Source organism: Cloacibacterium sp. TD35 (genome assembly GCF_028864635.1).
Classification (GTDB): domain Bacteria; phylum Bacteroidota; class Bacteroidia; order Flavobacteriales; family Weeksellaceae; genus Cloacibacterium.
In genome coordinates, this window is the sequence record NZ_CP104850.1 from 1,903,212 (window position 1) to 1,924,345 (window position 21,134).

General features: G+C 33.3%; 19 protein-coding genes and 1 pseudogene. 15 read left to right on the forward strand and 5 right to left on the reverse strand.

Translation table 11 applies throughout. The annotated features are described in order from the left end of the window. Positions 1 to 32 precede the first annotated feature (32 nt). The 5 genes from recQ (at position 33) to N7277_RS08775 (ending at position 6,363) form a co-directional block, all read left to right on the forward strand. Positions 33 to 2,234, forward strand: coding sequence for a DNA helicase RecQ (recQ, locus tag N7277_RS08755; protein WP_274779186.1), 2,202 nt, complete (start codon positions 33 to 35; stop codon positions 2,232 to 2,234). Between the two features lie 101 nt (positions 2,235 to 2,335). Then, on the forward strand, positions 2,336 to 3,406 hold the full coding sequence (locus N7277_RS08760; protein WP_274779187.1) for a glycosyltransferase: 1,071 nt from the start codon (positions 2,336 to 2,338) through the stop codon (positions 3,404 to 3,406). Between the two features lie 114 nt (positions 3,407 to 3,520). Next, on the forward strand, positions 3,521 to 4,924 hold the full coding sequence (lpdA, locus tag N7277_RS08765) for a dihydrolipoyl dehydrogenase (protein WP_274779188.1): 1,404 nt from the start codon (positions 3,521 to 3,523) through the stop codon (positions 4,922 to 4,924). Between the two features lie 126 nt (positions 4,925 to 5,050). Further along, entirely contained in the window at positions 5,051 to 5,485 is a 435-nt protein-coding gene (locus tag N7277_RS08770) for a VOC family protein (protein WP_274779189.1), read from the forward strand. A gap of 41 nt (positions 5,486 to 5,526) precedes the next feature. Next, positions 5,527 to 6,363, forward strand: a complete 837-nt coding sequence (locus N7277_RS08775) for a CvfB family protein (protein ID WP_274779190.1) — start codon at positions 5,527 to 5,529, stop codon at positions 6,361 to 6,363. Between the two features lie 30 nt (positions 6,364 to 6,393). Here the strand turns inward: N7277_RS08775 and N7277_RS08780 are convergent, their stop codons facing one another. Then, complete coding sequence (locus tag N7277_RS08780; protein WP_274779191.1) at positions 6,394 to 6,747, reverse strand: DUF2116 family Zn-ribbon domain-containing protein; 354 nt, start codon at positions 6,745 to 6,747, stop codon at positions 6,394 to 6,396. Positions 6,748 to 6,886: 139 nt separating this feature from the next. After that, positions 6,887 to 7,519: a hypothetical protein gene (locus N7277_RS08785; RefSeq protein ID WP_274779192.1), complete on the reverse strand. Its 633-nt coding sequence runs from the start codon at positions 7,517 to 7,519 to the stop codon at positions 6,887 to 6,889. Positions 7,520 to 7,736: 217 nt separating this feature from the next. Here N7277_RS08785 and N7277_RS08790 point away from each other — a divergent pair, with 217 nt between their 5' ends. From N7277_RS08790 to hisS, 3 genes are all read left to right on the forward strand, one after another. Beyond that, positions 7,737 to 8,066, forward strand: coding sequence for a single-stranded DNA-binding protein (locus tag N7277_RS08790; RefSeq protein WP_274779193.1), 330 nt, complete (start codon positions 7,737 to 7,739; stop codon positions 8,064 to 8,066). Between the two features lie 319 nt (positions 8,067 to 8,385). After that, on the forward strand, positions 8,386 to 8,871 hold the full coding sequence (locus N7277_RS08795) for a GNAT family N-acetyltransferase (protein WP_274779194.1): 486 nt from the start codon (positions 8,386 to 8,388) through the stop codon (positions 8,869 to 8,871). 91 nt (positions 8,872 to 8,962) lie between these two features. Next, entirely contained in the window at positions 8,963 to 10,306 is a 1,344-nt protein-coding gene (hisS, locus tag N7277_RS08800) for a histidine--tRNA ligase (RefSeq protein WP_274779195.1), read from the forward strand. Positions 10,307 to 10,336: 30 nt separating this feature from the next. Here hisS and N7277_RS08805 read toward each other — a convergent pair whose 3' ends face one another. Beyond that, complete coding sequence (locus tag N7277_RS08805) at positions 10,337 to 10,648, reverse strand: YtxH domain-containing protein (RefSeq protein WP_274779196.1); 312 nt, start codon at positions 10,646 to 10,648, stop codon at positions 10,337 to 10,339. Between the two features lie 139 nt (positions 10,649 to 10,787). Here N7277_RS08805 and N7277_RS08810 point away from each other — a divergent pair. Both N7277_RS08810 and N7277_RS08815 read left to right on the forward strand, forming a co-directional pair. Continuing rightward, positions 10,788 to 11,586: pseudogene (locus tag N7277_RS08810) on the forward strand (class I SAM-dependent methyltransferase). A gap of 245 nt (positions 11,587 to 11,831) precedes the next feature. Continuing rightward, complete coding sequence (locus tag N7277_RS08815) at positions 11,832 to 13,100, forward strand: OmpP1/FadL family transporter (protein ID WP_274779197.1); 1,269 nt, start codon at positions 11,832 to 11,834, stop codon at positions 13,098 to 13,100. A gap of 221 nt (positions 13,101 to 13,321) precedes the next feature. On the opposite strand, the gene pruA is transcribed toward N7277_RS08815, so the two are convergent. Continuing rightward, positions 13,322 to 14,947: an L-glutamate gamma-semialdehyde dehydrogenase gene (pruA, locus tag N7277_RS08820; protein ID WP_274779198.1), complete on the reverse strand. Its 1,626-nt coding sequence runs from the start codon at positions 14,945 to 14,947 to the stop codon at positions 13,322 to 13,324. A 225-nt stretch (positions 14,948 to 15,172) separates the two neighbouring features. Between pruA and N7277_RS08825 the strand changes: the two genes are divergently transcribed. Beyond that, positions 15,173 to 15,703 (forward strand): lipocalin family protein, encoded by a 531-nt coding sequence (locus tag N7277_RS08825; RefSeq protein WP_274779199.1) that lies wholly within the window; start codon positions 15,173 to 15,175, stop codon positions 15,701 to 15,703. 150 nt (positions 15,704 to 15,853) lie between these two features. Here N7277_RS08825 and N7277_RS08830 read toward each other — a convergent pair whose 3' ends face one another. Beyond that, positions 15,854 to 16,075, reverse strand: a complete 222-nt coding sequence (locus tag N7277_RS08830; RefSeq protein WP_274779200.1) for a hypothetical protein — start codon at positions 16,073 to 16,075, stop codon at positions 15,854 to 15,856. Between the two features lie 953 nt (positions 16,076 to 17,028). On the opposite strand from N7277_RS08830, the gene N7277_RS08835 reads away from it, so the two are divergent. From N7277_RS08835 to N7277_RS08850, 4 genes are all read left to right on the forward strand, one after another. Beyond that, positions 17,029 to 18,018 carry an IS110 family transposase gene (locus tag N7277_RS08835; RefSeq protein ID WP_274779201.1) on the forward strand — a complete coding sequence of 330 codons (990 nt, stop codon included), beginning with the start codon at positions 17,029 to 17,031 and terminating at the stop codon, positions 18,016 to 18,018. A 249-nt stretch (positions 18,019 to 18,267) separates the two neighbouring features. Then, positions 18,268 to 19,176, forward strand: a complete 909-nt coding sequence (locus N7277_RS08840) for a L,D-transpeptidase (protein ID WP_274779202.1) — start codon at positions 18,268 to 18,270, stop codon at positions 19,174 to 19,176. A 150-nt stretch (positions 19,177 to 19,326) separates the two neighbouring features. Further along, positions 19,327 to 20,712, forward strand: a complete 1,386-nt coding sequence (gene mnmE, locus N7277_RS08845) for a tRNA uridine-5-carboxymethylaminomethyl(34) synthesis GTPase MnmE (RefSeq protein WP_274779203.1) — start codon at positions 19,327 to 19,329, stop codon at positions 20,710 to 20,712. 118 nt (positions 20,713 to 20,830) lie between these two features. Beyond that, positions 20,831 to 21,103, forward strand: coding sequence for a DUF7683 domain-containing protein (locus tag N7277_RS08850; RefSeq protein WP_274779204.1), 273 nt, complete (start codon positions 20,831 to 20,833; stop codon positions 21,101 to 21,103). The last annotated feature ends 31 nt before the right edge of the window (positions 21,104 to 21,134 follow it).

Genomic DNA, 21,134 nt, shown 5'->3' on the forward strand with positions numbered 1-21,134 from the left:
GGATGCAAATTTAGTAAAACTTACTTGAACAGATGAAGACTAAACATGAAGATTTAACAAGTGCACTAAAAAAATATTTCGGATTTTCTACTTTTAAGGGAAGACAAGAAGAAATTATTTCCACATTATTGAGTGGTAATGATGTTTTCGTATTGATGCCAACTGGCGGTGGTAAATCGTTGTGTTACCAACTTCCTGCACTTCTTTCAGAAGGAACTGCCATAGTAGTTTCTCCTCTGATTGCTTTAATGAAAAACCAAGTAGATGCCATTAATGGTATCTCTGCCGAAGAAGGAGTAGGTCATGTCCTGAATTCTTCTCTCAATAAAACCCAAACAAAACAAGTTTTTGATGATATCAAAAGCGGGAAAACCAAGTTGCTCTATGTAGCTCCAGAAAGTTTAGTAAAAGAAGAATATCTTAATTTTTTGAAAGAAATAAAAATTTCTTTCGTAGCGATAGACGAAGCCCACTGTATTTCGGAATGGGGGCATGATTTCCGTCCAGAATATAGAAATCTCAAATTAATTATTGATAAAATTGCAAAAGTTCCAGTTATTGCTCTTACTGCTACTGCAACCCCTAAAGTTCAAGATGATATTCAAAAAACTTTGGGTATGAACAATGCAAAGGTTTTTAAAGACAGCTTTAATAGACCCAATCTTTACTACGAAATTCGCCCTAAAGTAAACGTAGATAGAGAAATTGTAAAATTTATCAATCTACACAAAGGTAAATCAGGGATTGTCTATTGTTTAAGCCGAAGAAAAGTAGAAGAATTTGCCCAATTACTTCAAGTTAATGGGATTAATGCACTGCCTTATCACGCTGGTCTTGACCAAAAAACTAGAGTAGCAAATCAAGATAAATTCTTGATGGAAGAAGCAGATGTAATTGTGGCTACCATAGCTTTCGGAATGGGAATAGACAAGCCAGATGTAAGATTTGTGATTCATTATGATATACCGAAATCTCTCGAAAGTTATTACCAAGAAACTGGTAGAGCTGGTAGAGATGGTGGAGAAGGTCATTGTCTTGCTTTTTATGACCCAAAAGACATTGAAAAATTAGAAAAATTCTTAGCTCAAAAACCAGTTTCTGAACGTGAAATAGGTCTTCAACTGTTGAATGAAGTTGTAGGTTACGCCGAAACTTCTATGAGCAGAAGACAATATTTACTGTATTATTTCGGAGAAGAATTTGACCCAATTCATGGTGATGGTGCTAAAATGGATGACAATTCTGTAAATCCACCAAAATTGAAAGACGCTTCTAAAGATTTGAAAAAAGTTTTAGAAATCGTAAAAGATTTAGAAGAAAAATTCAGAACCAAAGATCTTATTTCGATTATTTCAGGTAAGGAATCTGCAACTACCAAAGCTTACAAATTAGAGAACTCTAAACATTTCGGAATTGGTAAAGCAGAAAATGATAATTATTGGAAATCCATCATCAGACAAGCTACTGTACAAGGTTATCTTACCAAAGATATAGAAACTTACGGCGTTCTGAAACTTTCTGACAAAGCAAAAAAATTCCTTTCTGGAAAAGAAACTCCAGAATTTTTGATTGCCGAAGATAGAGAATATGATTTGGCAGCAATTGCAGATGCAGAACAAGTACAGGTACAAGCTGGAGGTGGTCTTGACCAAAATCTTTTCGCTCAGTTAAAAGAATTGAGAAAAAAAGTAGCAAAAAAACATGGCATTCCACCTTACACGGTTTTCATGGATCCAAGTTTAGAAGACATGACCGTGCAATATCCTATTACAGTAGACGAAATTGCCAAAGTTTACGGAGTAGGTGAAGGAAAAGCTAAAAAATACGGAAAAGAATTTGCAGAATTCATCGCGAAATATGTAGAAGATAACAACATTGAGAGAACTCAAGACATGGTGCTAAAAACAGTCGCCAATAAGTCTTCTCACAAGGTTTTTATCATTCAAAATACCGACAAAAAAATAGATTTAGAAGACATTGCCAAGGCGAAACATCTGAGCATGGATGATTTGCTTTCTGAAATGGAATCTATTGTTTATCAAGGAACTAAACTCAATATAGATTATTACATAGAAGAAAATTTTGACGAAGATATTGTAGATGATTTTATGGATTTTATGAAAGAATCCGAAAGTGACTCTATGAAAGTTCTTTTGGCAGAATTTGGCGATGATTTAACTGATGAAGAAGTAAGAATGCTTAGAATCAAGTTTATTTCAGACGTAGCAAATTAAAAAAATATAACTCTTACATGTCATTCTGAATGAAGCGAAGCGTAATGAAGAATCTTTTAGATTTCCGCTTCTTTTATTCAGAATGATTTTTTTGAAAATGAATGAAAAAGTCTATCCTTTTTATCCTTCCAGATCTTAATGCAGGTGGTGCAGAACGCATTGTAACAACTATTGTCAATCATTTGCCAAGAGAAAAATTCTCTCCAAGCATTTTATTGTTGAGAAAAGAAGGTTTGTATTTAGATTTTTTACAAAATGATGTAGAAATTATTGACATTAAAACGCCAAGAATTCGTCATGCTCTAAAACCGATTTTACAGCAAATCAGAAAAAGAAAGCCAGACATAGTTTTCAGTGGTTTTGGCGAAGTGAATGCTTATTTATCATTATTCATTAAGCTTTTCCCGAAAACTAAGTTTATTGCAAGAGAAACCAATGTTGTTTCTCAACATGTTACCAGAAAAGAAATCCGATTTTTCTATAAATTTTACAATAATTACAATAAAATCATTTGCCAAAGTGATGATATGATGAATGATTTGGTGGAGAATTTTAATATTAAAAAAGATAAACTCATCAAAATCAACAATCCCGTAGATTTTAGTTTCATAGAAGAAAAATTAGAAAATTCTACGAAACCTGAAAGCTATCGAGAAGGATTCAAAAATATTGTCGCCATTGGAAATTTATCTTCAAGAAAGGGTTTTGATAACTTATTAAAAGTATTCAATAATCTGAAAGATAAAAACATTTTATTGCATATTTTAGGAGACGGAAGAGACAAGGAATTGCTTCTTCAAATGAAACAAGATTTAGGTCTGGAAAACGTAATTTTTCATGGAATACAAAAAAATCCTTATCCGTTCCTTAAGTTTTCAGATTTATTTGTTTTGAGCTCCAGATATGAAGGTTTCCCAAATGTCTTATTAGAAGCAGGAGCTTGCGGAACGTATGCTTTAGCCAACAATTGCAAAGGCGGAATTAATGAAATTATTCAACCAAAAGTCAACGGAGAAATTTCTGATATAGAAAATCAAGAAGTATTTGCTACTAAAATTGTAGAAATTCTAGAACAAAATCACGATTCATTAGCGATTAAAAATTCAATACAATCTAGATTTTCAAAAGAGATTATTTTAGAGAAATATTTTGAAGTTTTTGAAGAGATTTAAACGATAGTTTTTAAGTCATTGATTATTATTTAAAATCTATAGATTCTGTGCTTTCTGTGGGAAATATTTTTTGTAATTTAGCGAAAATTAAAATTTAATAAAAAATAATATAAAATGTCACAATTTGATGTTACTGTAATTGGTTCTGGACCTGGTGGTTACGTAGCTGCATTAAGATGCGCACAATTAGGTTTCAAAACTGCTCTTATCGAGAAATATTCTAGTCTAGGTGGAACTTGCTTAAATGTAGGTTGTATTCCGTCAAAAGCGCTTTTAGACAGCTCAGAACATTTCGAAAATGCAAAGCATAATTTTGCAAATCACGGAATTATTATCAACGAACCTCAAGCTGACTTGGCAAGAATGGTGGCTCGTAAAAACGAAGTAGTAGACCAAACTACCAAAGGAATTAATTTCCTGATGGACAAGAATAAAGTAACTGTTTTTGAAGGTTTGGGTAGTTTCGAATCTGCTACTCAAGTAAAAGTAACGAAAATTGATGGTTCTTCTGAAGTTTTAGAAACCAAATATGCAATTGTTGCTACAGGTTCTAAACCATCTACTTTGCCTTTCATTACCCTAGATAAAGAAAGAATTATCACTTCTACTGAAGCGTTGAATTTAAAAGAAATTCCAAAACATTTGGTAGTAATCGGTGGTGGTGTAATTGGTCTAGAATTAGGTTCTGTTTATTTGAGATTAGGTTCTCAGGTAACCGTTGTAGAATATATGGACAAAATTATCCCTACAATGGATGGTGCTTTGTCTAAAGAATTACAAAAAGTTCTTAAAAAACAAGGCATGAAATTCATGCTTTCGACTGGAGTTCAATCTGTAGAAAGAAATGGAGATTCTGTAAAAATAACTGCTAAAGACAAAAAAGGAGAAGAAGTAACCGTAGAAGGAGATTACGTTTTGGTTTCTGTAGGTAGAAAACCATTCACTGAAGGTCTTGGTCTAGAAAAAGCAGGAGTTGAATTAGACGAAAGAGGAAGAGTAAAAGTAAACGATCACTTACAAACCAATGTTGCAAATATTTATGCAATTGGAGACGTAGTAAAAGGAGCTATGTTGGCTCACAAAGCTGAAGAAGAAGGCGTTTTCGTAGCTGAAACTTTAGCAGGTCAAAAACCTCATATCAATTATAACTTAATTCCAGGTGTAGTTTACACTTGGCCAGAAGTAGCAGGAGTTGGTAAAACAGAAGAGCAATTAAAAGAAGAAGGAGCAGCTTATAAAGTAGGTTCTTTTCCAATGAGAGCACTTGGAAGAAGCCGTGCTTCTGGAGATATTGACGGATTAATTAAAATTTTGGCTGAAGAAAAAACAGACGAAGTTTTAGGTGTTCACATGATCGGTGCAAGAGCTGCAGATTTAATTGCAGAAGCCGTAACTGCTATGGAATTCCGTGCGAGTGCAGAAGATATTTCTAGAATGTCTCATGCGCATCCTACTTATGCAGAAGCGATTAAAGAAGCTGCATTAGACGCTACAGGAAAACGTGCGATTCACATGTAATTTTTGATTGTAAAATTTAAAATTAAATATATAAAGATTAAAGAGAAGTTTCGGCTTCTCTTTTTTTGTGTTTCGTCTTGAAAAAAAGGTTAATTTTATAATTCTAACCAACTAAATATTTCGAAAATGATTACAAAACCTATATTTCCATGTCTTTGGTACGATGGAAAAGCCAGAGAAGCTGCAGATTTTTATTGCCAAATTTTCCCTAATTCTAAAGTCCTTTCGGATAATGGAATGGTCGTAAAATTTGAACTGAACGGAAGAGAATTCATGGGATTAAATGGCGGGCCAAATTTCAAATTTGATGAAGCCGTTTCTTTTTGTATAGAATGCGAAACACAAGAAGAAATAGATTACTACTGGGAAAATCTGCTAAAAAACGGTGGTAAAGAAAATGTTTGCGGTTGGCTTTCAGACCAATTCGGAATGTGTTGGCAAGTCTATCCTAAAGTTTTGATGGAATTGATGAATGACACCGAAAAAGCACCAAAAGCAGTTGAAGCATTTCAGAAAATGGTAAAATTTGATATACAAGCTTTACTTGATGCTGTGAAATAAAACCTTACCTTTGCAAAACTTACCAATTATCAATTATAAAAATGCAGTTAGGAAAAACTCAAACTTTAAAAATCGCAGAAAAAAATACCTCTGGACTTTTCTTAGAATCTCAAACCGGTGAAAGAGCTTTTTTACCTAAAATTTTTACAGACGAAAATGTAGAAATAGGTGATGAAATATCAGTTTTCGTGTATCAAGATGATTCTGCGTTGAAAGCTACTACAGAAATTCCGCTTTGCGAAGTAGGAGAGTTTGCAGTGATGACTTGTGTGCAATCTTTGCCAAGTGGCGCTTTTATGGATTGGGGAATTATCAAAGATTTGTTTATTCCATACAAGCAACAAAAAGGTAAAATCCTCGAAGGAAAACGTTATTTAGTGTACGTTTATGTTGATGATGTTTCTGACAGAATTACGGGTACAACTAAGTTTAAGAGAAATCAGTCTTACGAAAATGTTCCTTTCAAAAAAGGAGAAGAAGTAAATCTTATTATTGCAGGAGAATCAGAAATTGGATTCAATGTAGTGGTAAATAAAAAATATTTAGGCTTAATTTATACTTCGGATGTATTTAAAAAATTATATCCGCTGTCTGAAGAAACAGGCTACATCAAAACCATCAGAGAAGACGGTAAAATAGATGTTACACTTCAAAAACAAGGCTATGAAAACAATCATGATGAGTTTCAACAAAAAATTATTCAGAAATTAGAAGAAAATTACGGAATTCTTTATCTCTCAGACAAATCAGAACCCGAAGAAATAAAGCAAGAACTCCAAATGAGCAAAAAGAATTTCAAAAAGGCAATTGGCGGTTTATATAAAGACCAAGTCATAGAAATTCTGGAAGACAAAATCAGACTCATTAGCGAAGAATAAAACAAAAAGAGCAGAAATTTCTGTTCTTTTTTAATTTTCATCTTTTCTTACAATCAGAATAAAATCATCTTCTAAGAATTTATACCCAAAATCGTACACAAAAAAATATTGTGCGCCGTTTTTATAGTTTTTAATATTGGTGAAATATTCGAAATCAAAACCCGCTACCGAAAGTTTGTTTCTAGTGGTTTTGGCTTTATTTTCTACAAAATTCTGTTCTGATAGAATCCTAAAATTTTTGCGCAGTTTATTGTTAATATTGCGCATAAGGTTGGTTTGGTCTTTGTTTTGTTTATTGTTATAGGCGTTTCTACAAGCATCACTGCAGAATTTCTTATCTATTCTGCCCATGATTTTTTCGCCACATTCTAGACAGTTTTGCATAATCTGTGTTTTAAAGTAAAGATAAAAAAATCCGTTTGTAAACGGATAAGGATTTTTGTTTTTTTATATTTGATATAGAGTTAGATTGTTTCTAAGTTTGTTTTTAAGTCAAATTTTTAAAAGCTTATATTGTCTTAAGTTATATTATATAGGTCTTTCTTAAAGTTTCAATTAATTCTCTAGTTTCTATAATATTTTCGAAATGAAGATTTATATTTTCTCGGACTTTTGGATATTCGTCAATAAATTCAAGATTCTCAATCTCATTTAAATTAAATCGATTCATTATACTTCTGAACTTATCTTCATTATTCCCCCAATATTTAAGATATTTACTTTCGTCTACATATATTTCTGTTAAATTCTCATTATCCTGATAAATTAATCCCCAAATTAACAAAGTGTCATGAATTAACTCCGTTTTGTATTTTTCTAAATATTTTAAAATTTTAAATTTATTTTCATAAAATCCGTAATTGATTTCAGAATCTATATACCCAAAAATTAAAGCACAATTTTCAGGAAGAGTTTCTTCAGACAAAGTAATTATTAAATTCCAAAGCTGCGGATTATCAATATTTATTTCAGCATAAAATTCAAATGGTAAATCAATATTGTCAGGATTGTCATCTTTAGGCTTAAAAACATAACCTGGAACAATATTCGCATTTTTGCTTTCTCTTAATCTTTCCAATATAGATGAATTCATAGGAACTTCATTTTCTTTTGGGAATCTTATTGTTTTTGGTAATACTAGCGTTGGCTTTGTCATAATTGCTGATAACACTCAAATATACACAATAATCACAAAAATTTAAAATCCTTATAAGCAATTGATTTTCAATTATAAAAAATCATGCAAACGACTACAAACGGATATAAATGACTAAATACCGAATAATATCTCACTTACGTCACAACTTTGCCACAGAGATTCGAGGAAAATACAGAACGACTCGATTCTAACGTTTAATTTAAAATCTATTATTATGTCTTTAAGAAACAAAGTGACGCTTATTGGTCACACCGGAAAAGAAGTAGAAATCGTAAATTTCGAAAAAGGAAAAATCGCTAAAGTAACTTTGGCAACCAATGATTTTTATACCAACGCTCAAGGAGAAAAAGTAGAAGAAACGCAGTGGCATAATCTCGTAGCCAGCGGAAAACTCGCAGATATTATGGAGAAATACGTGCAAAAAGGAAAAGAAATTGCCATCGAAGGAAAACTTATCTACAGAACGTATGATGACAAAGACGGACAAAAACGCTACATCACCGAAATTAGAGTAGAAGAACTTTTGCTTCTAGGAACAAAATAAAGGAGAACTCACAAATGAAATTATAGCCTTGTCATTTTTTAGCAAGGCTTTTTTTAAAATCGAAGATTTTCCATTTGACCTGATTTTCGAAGGCGTATAAAAATTAAATTTAAAATTCGTTAAAAAATTCCTGCTGTTTGAACCCATTAGAATGATGAGTGAGTTTCAGGGATTTTAGAATTTTGAATTTAATTTTAGCCGAAGAAAGTGAAGTCTTTATTTTTGGTTCTTTTTATCAAGAAAAAGAACATTGGTTTAAATTTTTATTATGTTTTTATATATTTAAAACAATAGAAATAATTTTCACTATTTTTGAAATATGAAAATCAATATCAGACCTATTCAATCATCAGACAACGCTATTTTAGCTAAAATTATCAGAAGTTGTTTCCATGATTTCGAAGTAAAATGTACCGCAGGAACCGTTTATACAGACCCTACGACAGATGATTTATATTCGCTTTTTCAAACACCTAAATCTCAACTTTGGGTAGCAGAAGCAGATGATAAAATCGTAGGCTGTTGCGGAGTTTTCCCCACCGAAAATCTACCAGAAGGTTGTACAGAACTCGTAAAATTCTATATTTCTAATGAGGGAAGAGGAAAAGGAATTGGCAGATTACTGTTAGAAAAAACCATAGAAACCGCTCAGGAATTAGGATATTCGCAGATATATTTAGAAAGCATTCCAGAATTTTCTACCGCTGTTTCTATTTATGAAAAACAAGGTTTTCATTACTTGAATCAACCTCTGGGAAATACAGGCCATGATGGTTGTAATCTTTGGATGCTAAAAGAAATGTAGAAATTACATCATTAGCTTAATTTCTTTAATTTCACTACTTTTGCAAAGATTTTTACATCATTATCACATTTTCAAATTATCGAATTATCAAATGAAGCCAAGTTTAGCGAAAGGAACCAGAGATTTTACAGCGCAGGAAGTTTATCGCAGAAAATACATTATCAATACTTTACAGAAGAATTTTGAATTGTTTGGATTCCAACCTTTGGAAACGCCAAGTTTTGAAAATTTATCAACTTTGACAGGTAAATACGGAGAAGAAGGAGACCGATTGATCTTTAAAATTCTAAATTCTGGAGATTACGCTGCCAAAACAAAAGAGGAAGATTGGAATGCTAAAAATTCTCAAAAACTAATCGCTCAGATTTCAGAGAAAGCTTTAAGATATGATTTAACCGTTCCTTTTGCACGTTTTGTTGCCATGAATCAAGGAACGCTTACTTTTCCTTTTAAACGTTATCAGATTCAACCTGTTTGGAGAGCAGACAGACCTCAAAAAGGACGTTTCAGAGAGTTTTATCAGTGCGATGCAGATGTGGTAGGAAGCGAAAGCCTTTGGCAAGAAGTAGAATTGGTTCAGCTGTATTTGAAATCTTTCAAAGAATTACAAATTCCTGTAAAAATCCATATCAACAACCGTAAAATCCTTTCTGGATTAGCTGAATTTACCAATATTTCTGAGCAGTTGATTGATTTTACCGTGGCGCTTGATAAATTAGACAAAATCGGTAAAGAAGGCGTAGTAAAAGAACTTCAAGAAAAAAATATAGCTGATGAGGCGATAGAAAAACTATCTTTCCTTTTCGAAAATAAACCTCAAAGCGAAGTTTTAGAAATTCTTAAAACCAATTTCGCCAATGTAGAAATCGGGAAAAGTGGAGTAGAAGAACTAGAATTTGTTTTAGATAATTGTAAGAATCTAGGCATAGAAGATGAGTTGGTGTTCAACATCACTCTGGCGCGTGGTTTAGATTATTACACAGGTGCTATTTTCGAGGTGAAAGCACAAGGTGTAGAAATGGGTTCCATTGGTGGCGGTGGTAGATATAACAACCTTACCGAAGTTTTCGGGGTAAAAAATATTCCGGGGATTGGGATTTCTTTCGGGTTAGATAGAATTTATCTGGTGATAGAAGAACTGAATCTTTTCCCACAAAACTCTGAAAGAAAAATAGAATATCTTTTTGCCAATTACGGAGAAAAAGAAGCTGCAGAAGCCATGAAGGTTTTAGCCAAACTTCGTGAAAAAGGAATAGCCGCAGAAATCTATCCTGAAAGTGCTAAACTGAAAAAGCAATTTACCTACGCCGAAAAGAAAGGCATAGAAAATCTCATTTTCCTTGGCGAACAAGAAATTGCAGAAGGTAATATTACCATAAAGAATCTGACTTCTGGTGAACAGAAAACAATGAAAACAGAAGAATTTTTATCATAAAAAAAGCCATCTTTACGATGGCTTTTTTGTTTATGCTTTTTGTATGTTTTCTATTTTTTCTTCGATCATCTCTTTTACTTCATCTACTTTAGCTTCTGCTTTATCTTTCAAATCGCTTATTTTTTCTTCAGCCTTGTCCTTTAAGTCCTCTGCTTTGTCTTTTAAATCTTCAGCTTTAGATTTTAGCTCATTACCATATTTGGTAAGGTTATCTTTGGCGTTATGCAATAGGTCATTTACTTTTTGTTTTTCTTCAGGAGTTGCTTTTTTATATCTCCAAAAAGCAAGTGCTCCAAGACTACTAATGCCTAAAAGGGTTAATAGTTTAGTTTTTGTTTTCATAATTTTGGTATTTAGTGATGTGTATAAATAGTTGTTTCAAAATCAAAATTACTTGATTATCAATGATTAAAGTTACAAAATATAATTAAAACATTACAGGATTTCTACATTTAATTTATCTTTGAATAAATTAAAAACAATGGATTATATCAATATCAATAAAAATTCTTGGAACGCCAAAGTAGATTATCACTTAAAATCTGATTTCTATTTCGTAGAAGAATTTATTGCAGGAAGAACATCTCTTAATGAGCCAGAATTAGAACTTCTAGGAGATATTCAAGGAAAGAAAATTCTGCATTTACAATGTCATTTTGGTCAAGATTCTATTTCTTTGGCGAGAATGGGAGCAGAAGTTACTGCAGTAGATTTATCTGATAAAGCCATCCAGGAAGCTAGAAAACTTGCCGAAAAATGTGGAGTAGAAGTCAATTTTATTGAATCTAATGTGTATGATTTACCAAATGTTTTAGATGATAAATTTGATATGGTTTTCACCAGTTATGGTGTAATAGGTTGGTTGCCAGATTTAGAAAAATGGGCAAAAGTGATTCAGCACTTTCTTAAGCCCAATGGCGAATTCATCATGGTAGAGTTTCACCCTGTAGTTTGGATGTTTGATGATGATTTTACCAAAATAGCATATGATTACCAATCTACAGAACCTATTGTAGAAACCTACGAAGGAACCTATGCAGATAGAGAAGCTAATATTTCCCAAGAATACGTCATGTGGAATCATGCACTTTCAGAAGTACTTCAAAGTGTAATTAATCAGAATTTAGAAATTAAACACTTTCTAGAGTATGATTGGTCCGTATGCATGTTTTAAACATACCATAGAAGTAGAGAAAGGGAAATATAGAATCCAGATATTTGAGAAAAAAGTACCTTTAGTATTTTCTATAAAGGCGGTAAATAAAGAATTTTCAACTTAATCGTGAATTAGTTTTGATATTCACAAATATTTTCTATATTTGTTCCATAATCATTATGATTTGAGAAAAACCTATGAAAAAATGTACCTTTCGCATTAGCGAAAGGTTTTTTATGCTCATTGAAATACATAATGGTAAAATTTATACAGCAAGTGGTAGTTTTCATGAAACATGACAAATGACAGCAAGTGATTTAAAATCAATAGGATAGCTCGTTGTAATTTTATGATACTAAAAACAACTTTATGAAACGTATATCGATTACTCTTGGTATTTTATTTTCAGGAGTTATGATGGCTCAAGTGGGTCATCTCATGCAAGGAATAGGTTCTGTAAATATGAGTATGGGTGGTGCAGCTACAGGACAGCCTATAGATATCAGTGGTGCGCTACAGTGGAATCCCGCTGGTATTACAGATTTTAATGGAAATATGGTCTCTGTAAATGCTGGTTTGTTTATGTCTAATCCAGAATTGTCTTCTTCTTATGGACCAATGTCTGGCGTAACCGAAGACCAAAAAGCTAATTCTATCATGCCTGCTGTAGCAGTAACTTTTGGTAAAAATCCTCATCATAAATTTGGTATATCTGTTTTCGGTGTGAGTGGTTTTGGAGTAGAATATCCAGAAAGCACTACTAATCCTATCCTTATGTCTCAGCAATATGGCGGTTTTGGAAAGGTAGAATCTAATTATATGTTGATGCAAGTAGGCTTTGCTTATGCCTATAAATTCAATGAAAATTTCTCTATGGCGATACAGCCTAATGTGAATTATTCTGCTCTCAAAATTCACCCTAATCCATTGGCTACGCCAAGTATGACGGCGGGGTATCCTAACTCTAACAATGCTTCTGCAATAGGTTTCGGAGCACAAGTGGGGATGTATTACAAAACCAACAATGGTTTTAAACTAGGCCTTTCTTATAAATCACCTGTTTACTTTAATGAATTTAAATTTGAAAATACTTATCTGGATAATTCTAAAGGAGAAAATAAATTTACCATGAATTTCCCTGCAATTTATTCAGTGGGTGCGGGTTACTCTAATGCTTTATTAGACTTGGCTTTGGATTACAGATATGTAGATTATGCAAACACCAGTGGTTTCTTGGCAAACGGCTGGAATTATGATGGCTCTGTTAAAGGTTTTGGCTGGGAAAGTATTGATGTGATTTCTGCGGGTGTACAAATCAAAGCCATCGAAAAAATGCCAATTAGACTAGGATACACTTACAGTTCTAATCCTATTAACCCAGAATTGACGATGTTCTCTGTTCCTGCTTCTGCTATTATTAGAGATGCTTACGAAATAGGAATAGGGTATAAACTGAATGACAAAGTAACCATCAATGCAAATTACCATTACGGAGCTAGCGATGGCAAAACATCTGGTTCATTGCTTAATCCTATGATGGCTTCACCAGATAATCCTTATGGCGCAATCCCAGGAAGTACTGTAGCTTATGAAATGACTACATCTATGGCTCAAATAGGAGTAGATTTCAAATTCTAATAGATGAATGATGTGAAAACGCTTTACTTTACAAGTGAAGCGTTTTTGTTATTTTTATCCAAATAATGGTAGTTTTTATAAATAAAGTGCATTTATTTTTTTTACAATGCAGAATTATTTTAACTTTGTACTCAGAAAAAGGAGAAAACACAAATGATTAAAAAGAAACGCCTCTCAAAGTATTTTGAGAGGCGTTTCTTATTTATTAATTTCAAATGATCTTACCCTAAGAATGGATACTTATAATCGGTAGGAGATAAGAAATTTTCTTTGATACTTCTTGCAGAAACCCAACGAAGAAGATTCATTTTAGAACCTGCTTTGTCATTAGTTCCAGAAGCTCTAGCACCACCAAAAGGTTGTTGACCTACTACAGCACCAGTCGGTTTATCATTAATATAGAAATTTCCTGCTGCATTTTCTAGGGCTTTAGTAGCCTCGTTAATTGCATATCTGTCTTGTGCAAATACAGCACCTGTTAAGGCATAAGGTGAAGTTTCATCTACTAATTTTAGGGTAGCTTTCCAATCTTGATCTTCATATACATAAATCGTAAGAATAGGGCCAAAGATTTCTTCTTCCATACTCTCGTAGTGAGGATTTTTGGCTTGAATAACGGTAGGCTGTACAAACCAACCTTTGCTGTCATCACAACCACCACCGAAGATTACTTCTGCATCATTGGCATTTTGAGCTCTTTCGATGTAGCCTTTGCATTTTTCAAATGAAGCTTTATCAATTACAGCATTTACGAAATTAGAAGGATCTTCTGGAGTTCCCATTTTAATTTCTGCCAATTGTTCTCCCATTATTCTTTTTACTTCTCCCCAAAGTGATTGCGGAACGTAAGCTCTAGAAGCAGCAGAACATTTTTGACCTTGATATTCGAAAGCACCTCTTACCAAAGCAGTAGCAACTTGACTAGGAACAGCAGAAGGATGGGCTACTACGAAATCTTTACCTCCAGTTTCACCTACAATTCTAGGGTAAGTTTTATATTTATGAATATTTTCGCCGATTTGTCTCCATAACGATTGGAAAACTTCTGTAGAACCTGTAAAATGGATTCCAGAGAAATCTGGGTGTTCTAGGATTTGTTTAGAAGTTTCTGCACCACCAGAGAAAACCATGTTGATAACACCTGCTGGTAAACCTGCTTCTATCAATACATCCATAATGACTTTAGCTGAATAAATCTGTGTAGCAGATGGTTTCCAAACCACTACATTTCCCATCATCGCCATAGAAGTAGGCAAGTTAAGAGAAATTGCGGTAAAGTTAAACGGCGTAATGGCATACGTAAAACCTTCTAATGGTCTATATTCTGCTCTGTTCCAGATTCCTGCATCAGAAACGGGTTGTTCAGAATACAATTCCGTCATAAATTGTACGTTAAAACGTAAGAAATCTATCGCTTCACAAGCTGAATCTATTTCTGCCTGCATTGCATTTTTACTTTGACCAATCATCGTAGCAGCGTTGATTTTATCTCTGTAAGGACCAGCCAATAAATCAGCAGCTTTTAAGAAAATAGAAGCTCTTTGCTCCCATGGTAAATTAGCCCATTCTGCTCTTGCTTTCAGACAAGAATTGATGGCATCGTCTACATGTTGTTTATTTCCTTTGTGGTAATATCCTAAAGTGTGTTGATGATCTTGAGGAGAGTGTAGTGATACCTTTTCACCAGTTTTCACTTCTTTTCCGTCAATAACCATTGGGATTTCTACTTCTTCTGACCACATTTTTTGGTAAGTAGCAATCAGGGATTTAATCTCTGCAGAACCATGAGCATAGCTTCTTACAGGTTCGTTTTTAGGAGTAGGAACTTGCGAAATTGCGAATGACATATACTTTTAAATTTTAGATTTTAATTTGTTGATGAAGATGAGAAACAGTTCTTATTCATATCCTACAAAAATACAATATAAACCTTCACCCACCAAAACACTTCGGTTACATTTTATGGAACTACAAGAAAATAAGTCTGATAGAAAAATAAAATAAAAACATTTCCCACAATTCTATAATTTTGCTTCACTAATTTAACCGAAATTTGTAGAAAAATAAAGACAATGAAAATCATAAAAGGATTTGCCATCATGGCAGTAGTAGCCACCATTTTTACTTCATGTGTAGGAATTCCAAAAGGAGTAACGGCGGTACAAAACTTTAACAAAGACAAATATCTAGGCAAATGGTATGAAATCGCCAGATTTGATTTCCGTTTCGAAAGAAATCTAGACAATACTACAGCGCAATATTCCATCAATCCAGATGGTAGCATCAAAGTACTGAACCAAGGCTACAACTATGTAAAAAAAGAATGGGATTCTGCTGAAGGAAAAGCTAAATTTGTAGGCTCTGAATCTGAAGCGAGACTCAAAGTTTCTTTCTTTGGGCCATTTTACGGCGGATATAACGTAGTAGACATTGACGAAAATTATCAAAATGCCCTTATTTACGGGAATTCTACAGAATACATGTGGATTCTATCAAGAACGAAGACCATAGACGAAGCCACCAAAAAAAGATTCATCGAAAAAGCTAAAAAAGACGGTTTCGATGTTTCAAAACTCATCTGGGTAAATCATAACAAAGACTAAAACTCATTTCAATAACAAAAAACTCGAGACTAGAACTCGAGTTTTTTTAATGATATTCTTTTTCTTATATCTTTGTTTACACAAAAAAGAAAGGCAGGATAAGCAATTATCCTGCCTTTATCTTGCCATTGTTTTGCAAGTATTGTACTCTTATTTCAGAGGTTTATTGGGAGCAATAAAATCAATAGATTTTTCAAACTCTTCTAAAGTAATCTGATGATACTGACAAAACTTAATTACAGGTAATGGTCTTTTCGGAGGAATATTATATTCCAACTTAAGTTCTAGCAAGTATTTTCTTGCTGTACGCGGTGAAACATTATGGAACACTTCTAAATGTTTCGGACTGATGAAGAGAATTTTCTTTTTCATAATTTGTTTTTTTAATTTTGATGAATATTTGTTGTGAGTTTGAAAAATGTTTAATTCTGTATACATAGATTTTAATATTTAAATTGTTAAAAATTAATTTTAGATTGACTAGATTTCTTACGGGATCTTTGTTTCTGTATTTTTTCATTGTACTGGTATTTTTAGGATTAAAAAATTATTGAGCTAAGGTATAGAAGGGTTTCTCTAAAAACTGTAACATTAAAACGAAAAGAAAAAGTCTATTTTTTCGTGGTGTTATTATTGACAGAATCGGTATTATGTTTAGATTTTTTTCTTTATGACAGTTACAGCCTTTTAGAAAAGAATTAATTTTCGGTTTTAGGTTTTTGTAAATATTCATTTTGCTTTATTATTATTCAAATTTCAGGATGTAGAAATAAAATTCTGTGACGCATTTTTTCTCATGTTTATTTTCGTTTCAAATATCTTTTTATGTCTTTATTCGTAAAAGGACACCTTTTCTACATTTCCTTAAAACTATTATGAATAAAGAGGTTTGTAGATTTTTGCACGAAGTTAGGGGGGCTATAAAACAAAAACTGTAACATTAAAACGAAAAGAAAAAGTCAATTTTTTCTAGCTCTGCCTTCTACAGGCTCAGGCAACGGGATGAGAAGTGAGAATGTGCCTTCGTGAACTTCGTTCGCAGACCTTCAGTCTGTGCTCAGGCAACGTGTAATAGAAGAATTGGTGATTTCGACAGGCTATTAGATTTGCAAAAGAAAAAGTAACTTTAAATATTAATTTAAGTTATACTGATACCAGAGGCGCTATGGTGAACTAGTTCGACTAATAAATAAGACTTATACTGAGCATTAGACCTTAGCGCCTTTTAGGTTCTTGAACCATTTAGAATTTTAAGTTTCTAGACTTAGTAATAGCGTTAGTTAGAACCTTGCTGGAAATCAGAATGACCTTTCAATTGTAAATTTATGAAAAATCTATTTATTGGAATTGATATTTCCAAAGAGGTATTTGATTATTGTGCTATTGATGAGCAAAACCAAATAATCATCAATAAACAAGTTGCCCCAAATTCCAAAGATGGAATTGAAAAATTTTGTCAAAAACTTGACCAATTAAAAGAGTATTCTATCTGGATTGCCATGGAACACACTGGGCATTATGGAAGTTTACTATGTTATGAGTTCTCTATTCGTCAACTTTGTTATTCCTTAATCAATCCTTTAGAAATGAAACATGCTACTGGAATTAGCAGAGGAAAAACTGATGCAGTAGATGCTTGGAGAATCGCAAGTTATGCTTTAGCTAATAAACATAAACTAAAACCATACATATTACCAGCAAAAGAACTTAGAAAACTCAAAATATTAATGAGTTCTAGAGAACGTTTGGTTAAAGTCCATGTACAAATGAAAAACGGTTTAAAAAGCTTAGAAATAGAAGCAAAAATAATCTCTCTAAAGTCTCACACTCAAGAAATGGAGCGAATCATTCTTCAAATAGAAAAATCTATATTGTCTACGGAAAAACAAATGAGAGAAATTATTATACAAAACGATGAATTGAAAAACAACTTTCAGAAAATAACTTCTGTTATTGGTGTAGGAGAGATTACTGCTATAAAATGCATTCTTGAAACGGATAATTTTACCAAATTCAACAACCCAAGAAAGTTCAGTTGTCACTGCGGTTTAGCCCCTTTTAAATATCAATCTGGAAGCAGTATTAGAGGGAAAACTAAAACAAGTTCGCTCTGTGACAAATCCCTTAAAAGCATCCTTTTTAAAGCTGCTTGCTCAGCTATACAGCATGACCCTCAACTGAAAAATTATTACTTAAGAAAAACTTCTGAGGGAAAACACAAATTATCTGTAATAAACGCTGTAGCAAGTAAAATTGTGCTAAGAATTTTTGCCGTATCTAAAAGAAAACAAAATTTTGTAAAACTTTTTAACTAAACTCTTGTTTTTATCTTAGAATGCTCAGGCACCGAAAGCAACACGGTGATTGAGCGGAGCCGAAATCACCAGATGAAAAAAATGCACTTCTGCCTTCGTGAACTTCGTTCGCAGACCTTCAGTCTGTGCTCAGGCATCGGGAGTAGTAATAATAAATCTTTCCTACAAATCCTTGAAAATCTGCTATTTCTTTCGTAAATTTAGGGTATCAAAAAAATAAAAATTATACTGATCTTTAATCATAATAGCATGAACTGTTTTAGAAGCTTTATCTATCTTATCGGTGTGTTCTTGTTGGTTCAGTGCAATAAAAGCGCTGGAGCAGAGGAGGTGCATTATGATACCACTCAGCAGCAACAGAAAGCAGATACCGTCCAAAAAGATACGGTGGTGAAAAAAGAAATAAAGTATCATGCTTTTGTGGTTAAAAATAAAAATAAAGACTTTAACACTTTAGAGAAAAAGTATTCTCAAGAAGAACTGCATGCTATTTTAGCCATCAATCGTTTGGATTATAAAAACAAATGGAGAGCCGATACCTTAGTGGTTCCAGACGTTTTGGAGAAAGATTTTACAGTGTACAGTCCGTTTCCTAAAAACGTTTCTGCGGCTAGAAACATTCAGAAATTGGCGATGTTCAGTTATAGTATTCATGCCTATGCCTTGTATGAAAACGGGAATCTCATCAAGTGGGGACCTACCAGTATGGGCAAAAAAGCAACGCCTACCAAAATGGGGCTCACCTTTACCAATTGGAAAAAGGAAATCGCCATCAGTACCGTGAATTCTGATTGGAAATTGAGATGGAATTTCAATTTGTATAATTATTTAGGCATCGGTTGGCATCAGTATGATTTGCCGGGGCATCATGCTTCACACTCTTGTGTTCGTTTGTTGGAAGAAGATGCCTACTTTATGTACAATTGGGCAGACGAATGGATTCTGAACAAAAAAGGGACTGTAGCTTTGGCTAAAGGTACACCTGTGATTATTTTTGGACCGCCGGTATTCAATAAAAAACCTTGGTTACAGCTCATCAAATCTCCTCATGCCAATGATTATACCGAGGATCAAATCAACCATGAGATTCAACCGTTCTTACCAGAAATTCTGAAACAACAAAACATTAAAAGGGATTATCTAGAACACGCTCCATAGTCATTTGCTTTTTCAATGTTAAGCATTAAAAGCATTTCATGTAGCATCAGAAGAAAATTTATATTAAGATTTAATCCGTCATTTTTATACATCAACAGAAGCTTTTTAGGCTTTTTTTGAAAGCATTTTAAGTTTTACTACCTTTGTGGCATGAATCAAGACACTATTTGTGCACTCGCGACTGCCAATGGAATTGGAGCGATAGGAATTATTAGAGTTTCTGGAGAACAAGCCATAGAAATCTGTGAAAAATGCTTTGATGGAAAAGCACTTACCCAACAGAAATCTCATACGGTACATTATGGTTTCATTAAAGATGGAGATGAAGTCATCGATGAAGTAATGGTTTCTATCTTTCTGGCTCCCAAATCTTTCACTACCGAAAATTCTGTGGAAATTTCTTTCCATGGTTCACCGCATATTGGCAAAAGAATTTTAGAAGTCTTGATTAAAAATGGAGCCAGAATGGCAAAAGCAGGGGAGTTTACCATGCGTGCATTTATGAACGGTAGAATAGACCTCAGTCAAGCCGAATCTATTGCAGACCTTATTGCTTCGGAGAATGAAGCTTCCAGAAAAGTGGCCCTTCAGCAACTGAAAGGTGGAATTTCTCAGGAGATTTCTGTTTTGAGAAATGACTTGCTCAATTTTGTTTCTTTGATTGAATTAGAATTAGATTTTGCGGAAGAAGATGTGGAATTTGCAGATAGAACTGCATTGGTACAACTGCTCCAAAAAATAGAAAGCAAACTAAAATCTTTGATTGACAGTTTCCAATACGGAAATGCCATTAAAAGTGGAGTAGCAGTAGCCATTATCGGAAAGCCAAATGCTGGAAAATCTACTTTACTGAATGCTCTTTTAAAAGAAGAAAGAGCCATCGTTTCGGATATTGCTGGAACTACGCGTGATACGATAGAAGAAGTGTTGCACATCAAAGGAAATGCCTTTAGATTGATTGATACCGCAGGTTTGCGTGAAACAGAAGATGCTATAGAAGCGATAGGCGTGGTAAAAGCCAAAGAAAAAGTGGCTCAAGCTGATGTTTTGGTGTATCTGATTGATGTTGCGACTACCGATTTAAAAGACGACCTTGCGATGCTACAGGAATTAGCAAGAGAAGATTTGAAAATCATTATTTGTCTTACTAAAATTGATGAAGTAGAACAGGCTGAAGAAAAATCGCAAAACATTGCCCAAATCCTTCAATCTGAAATTCCTGTACATGAGTTGTTACAAATTTCGGCTAAGGAAAATATTCATCTTCAGGATTTAAAAGATGAACTTTCTACCTATGTAGAACACCTAAAATCTGAAAGCAACGTGGTAATTACCAACCAAAGACACTACGAATCTCTTCAAAAATCTATTGACGCGGTTTATAAAGTAAAAGAAGCCATTATTCATCAAATTTCTACTGAATTATTAGCCTACGAGCTTAGAAATGCTTTGGAACATCTGGGCGAAATCTCAGGTGAATTTACCAACGATGAAGTATTGGGGAATATTTTTTCTAAGTTCTGTATCGGAAAGTAGTGATGATGTGATGATGTGATGATGTGATGATGTGATGATGTGAAAATTTGCGTGCTTTTGATAAATTGAACTGTATTGTCACGGAACTATTGCACCATTATTAGTACTATAAAAATTAATGAAAACACAAAAAACAATAGAAGTTTATAGAAGGGATAAAAAAAATTCTAAAAAAACATACAACATAGAGTTTGTTGCTGAATATAATGTTTCAGAAATAAGTATAAGTGAATTAAAGAATATTATCAACCCAAATAAAGATGATGAAAACGTTTTTTTAATATATACGTTAGATATTCCTCAAATAATTGAAATTCAGAATAAATCAAATATCTTTTTTGAAATAGATAATGAAAAATTTATTTATATGCTTAGTCAATACTCTTCGTAAACATAGAATGCTCCGCAACATCTTAGACCAA

Coding starts and splice junctions, on each gene's coding strand:
- N7277_RS08850 (WP_274779204.1), top strand. CDS start 20,831: ATGAAAACACAAAAAACAATAGAAGTTTATAGAAGGGATAAAAAAAAT.
- N7277_RS08805 (WP_274779196.1), bottom strand. CDS start 10,648: ATGAAAACAAAAACTAAACTATTAACCCTTTTAGGCATTAGTAGTCTT.
- N7277_RS08830 (WP_274779200.1), bottom strand. CDS start 16,075: ATGAAAAAGAAAATTCTCTTCATCAGTCCGAAACATTTAGAAGTGTTC.
- N7277_RS08835 (WP_274779201.1), top strand. CDS start 17,029: ATGAAAAATCTATTTATTGGAATTGATATTTCCAAAGAGGTATTTGAT.
- mnmE (WP_274779203.1), top strand. CDS start 19,327: ATGAATCAAGACACTATTTGTGCACTCGCGACTGCCAATGGAATTGGA.
- lpdA (WP_274779188.1), top strand. CDS start 3,521: ATGTCACAATTTGATGTTACTGTAATTGGTTCTGGACCTGGTGGTTAC.
- recQ (WP_274779186.1), top strand. CDS start 33: ATGAAGACTAAACATGAAGATTTAACAAGTGCACTAAAAAAATATTTC.
- hisS (WP_274779195.1), top strand. CDS start 8,963: ATGAAGCCAAGTTTAGCGAAAGGAACCAGAGATTTTACAGCGCAGGAA.
- N7277_RS08815 (WP_274779197.1), top strand. CDS start 11,832: ATGAAACGTATATCGATTACTCTTGGTATTTTATTTTCAGGAGTTATG.
- N7277_RS08825 (WP_274779199.1), top strand. CDS start 15,173: ATGAAAATCATAAAAGGATTTGCCATCATGGCAGTAGTAGCCACCATT.
- N7277_RS08775 (WP_274779190.1), top strand. CDS start 5,527: ATGCAGTTAGGAAAAACTCAAACTTTAAAAATCGCAGAAAAAAATACC.
- N7277_RS08770 (WP_274779189.1), top strand. CDS start 5,051: ATGATTACAAAACCTATATTTCCATGTCTTTGGTACGATGGAAAAGCC.
- N7277_RS08840 (WP_274779202.1), top strand. CDS start 18,268: ATGAACTGTTTTAGAAGCTTTATCTATCTTATCGGTGTGTTCTTGTTG.
- N7277_RS08760 (WP_274779187.1), top strand. CDS start 2,336: ATGAAAAAGTCTATCCTTTTTATCCTTCCAGATCTTAATGCAGGTGGT.
- N7277_RS08790 (WP_274779193.1), top strand. CDS start 7,737: ATGTCTTTAAGAAACAAAGTGACGCTTATTGGTCACACCGGAAAAGAA.
- N7277_RS08785 (WP_274779192.1), bottom strand. CDS start 7,519: ATGACAAAGCCAACGCTAGTATTACCAAAAACAATAAGATTCCCAAAA.
- N7277_RS08795 (WP_274779194.1), top strand. CDS start 8,386: ATGAAAATCAATATCAGACCTATTCAATCATCAGACAACGCTATTTTA.
- N7277_RS08780 (WP_274779191.1), bottom strand. CDS start 6,747: ATGCAAAACTGTCTAGAATGTGGCGAAAAAATCATGGGCAGAATAGAT.
- pruA (WP_274779198.1), bottom strand. CDS start 14,947: ATGTCATTCGCAATTTCGCAAGTTCCTACTCCTAAAAACGAACCTGTA.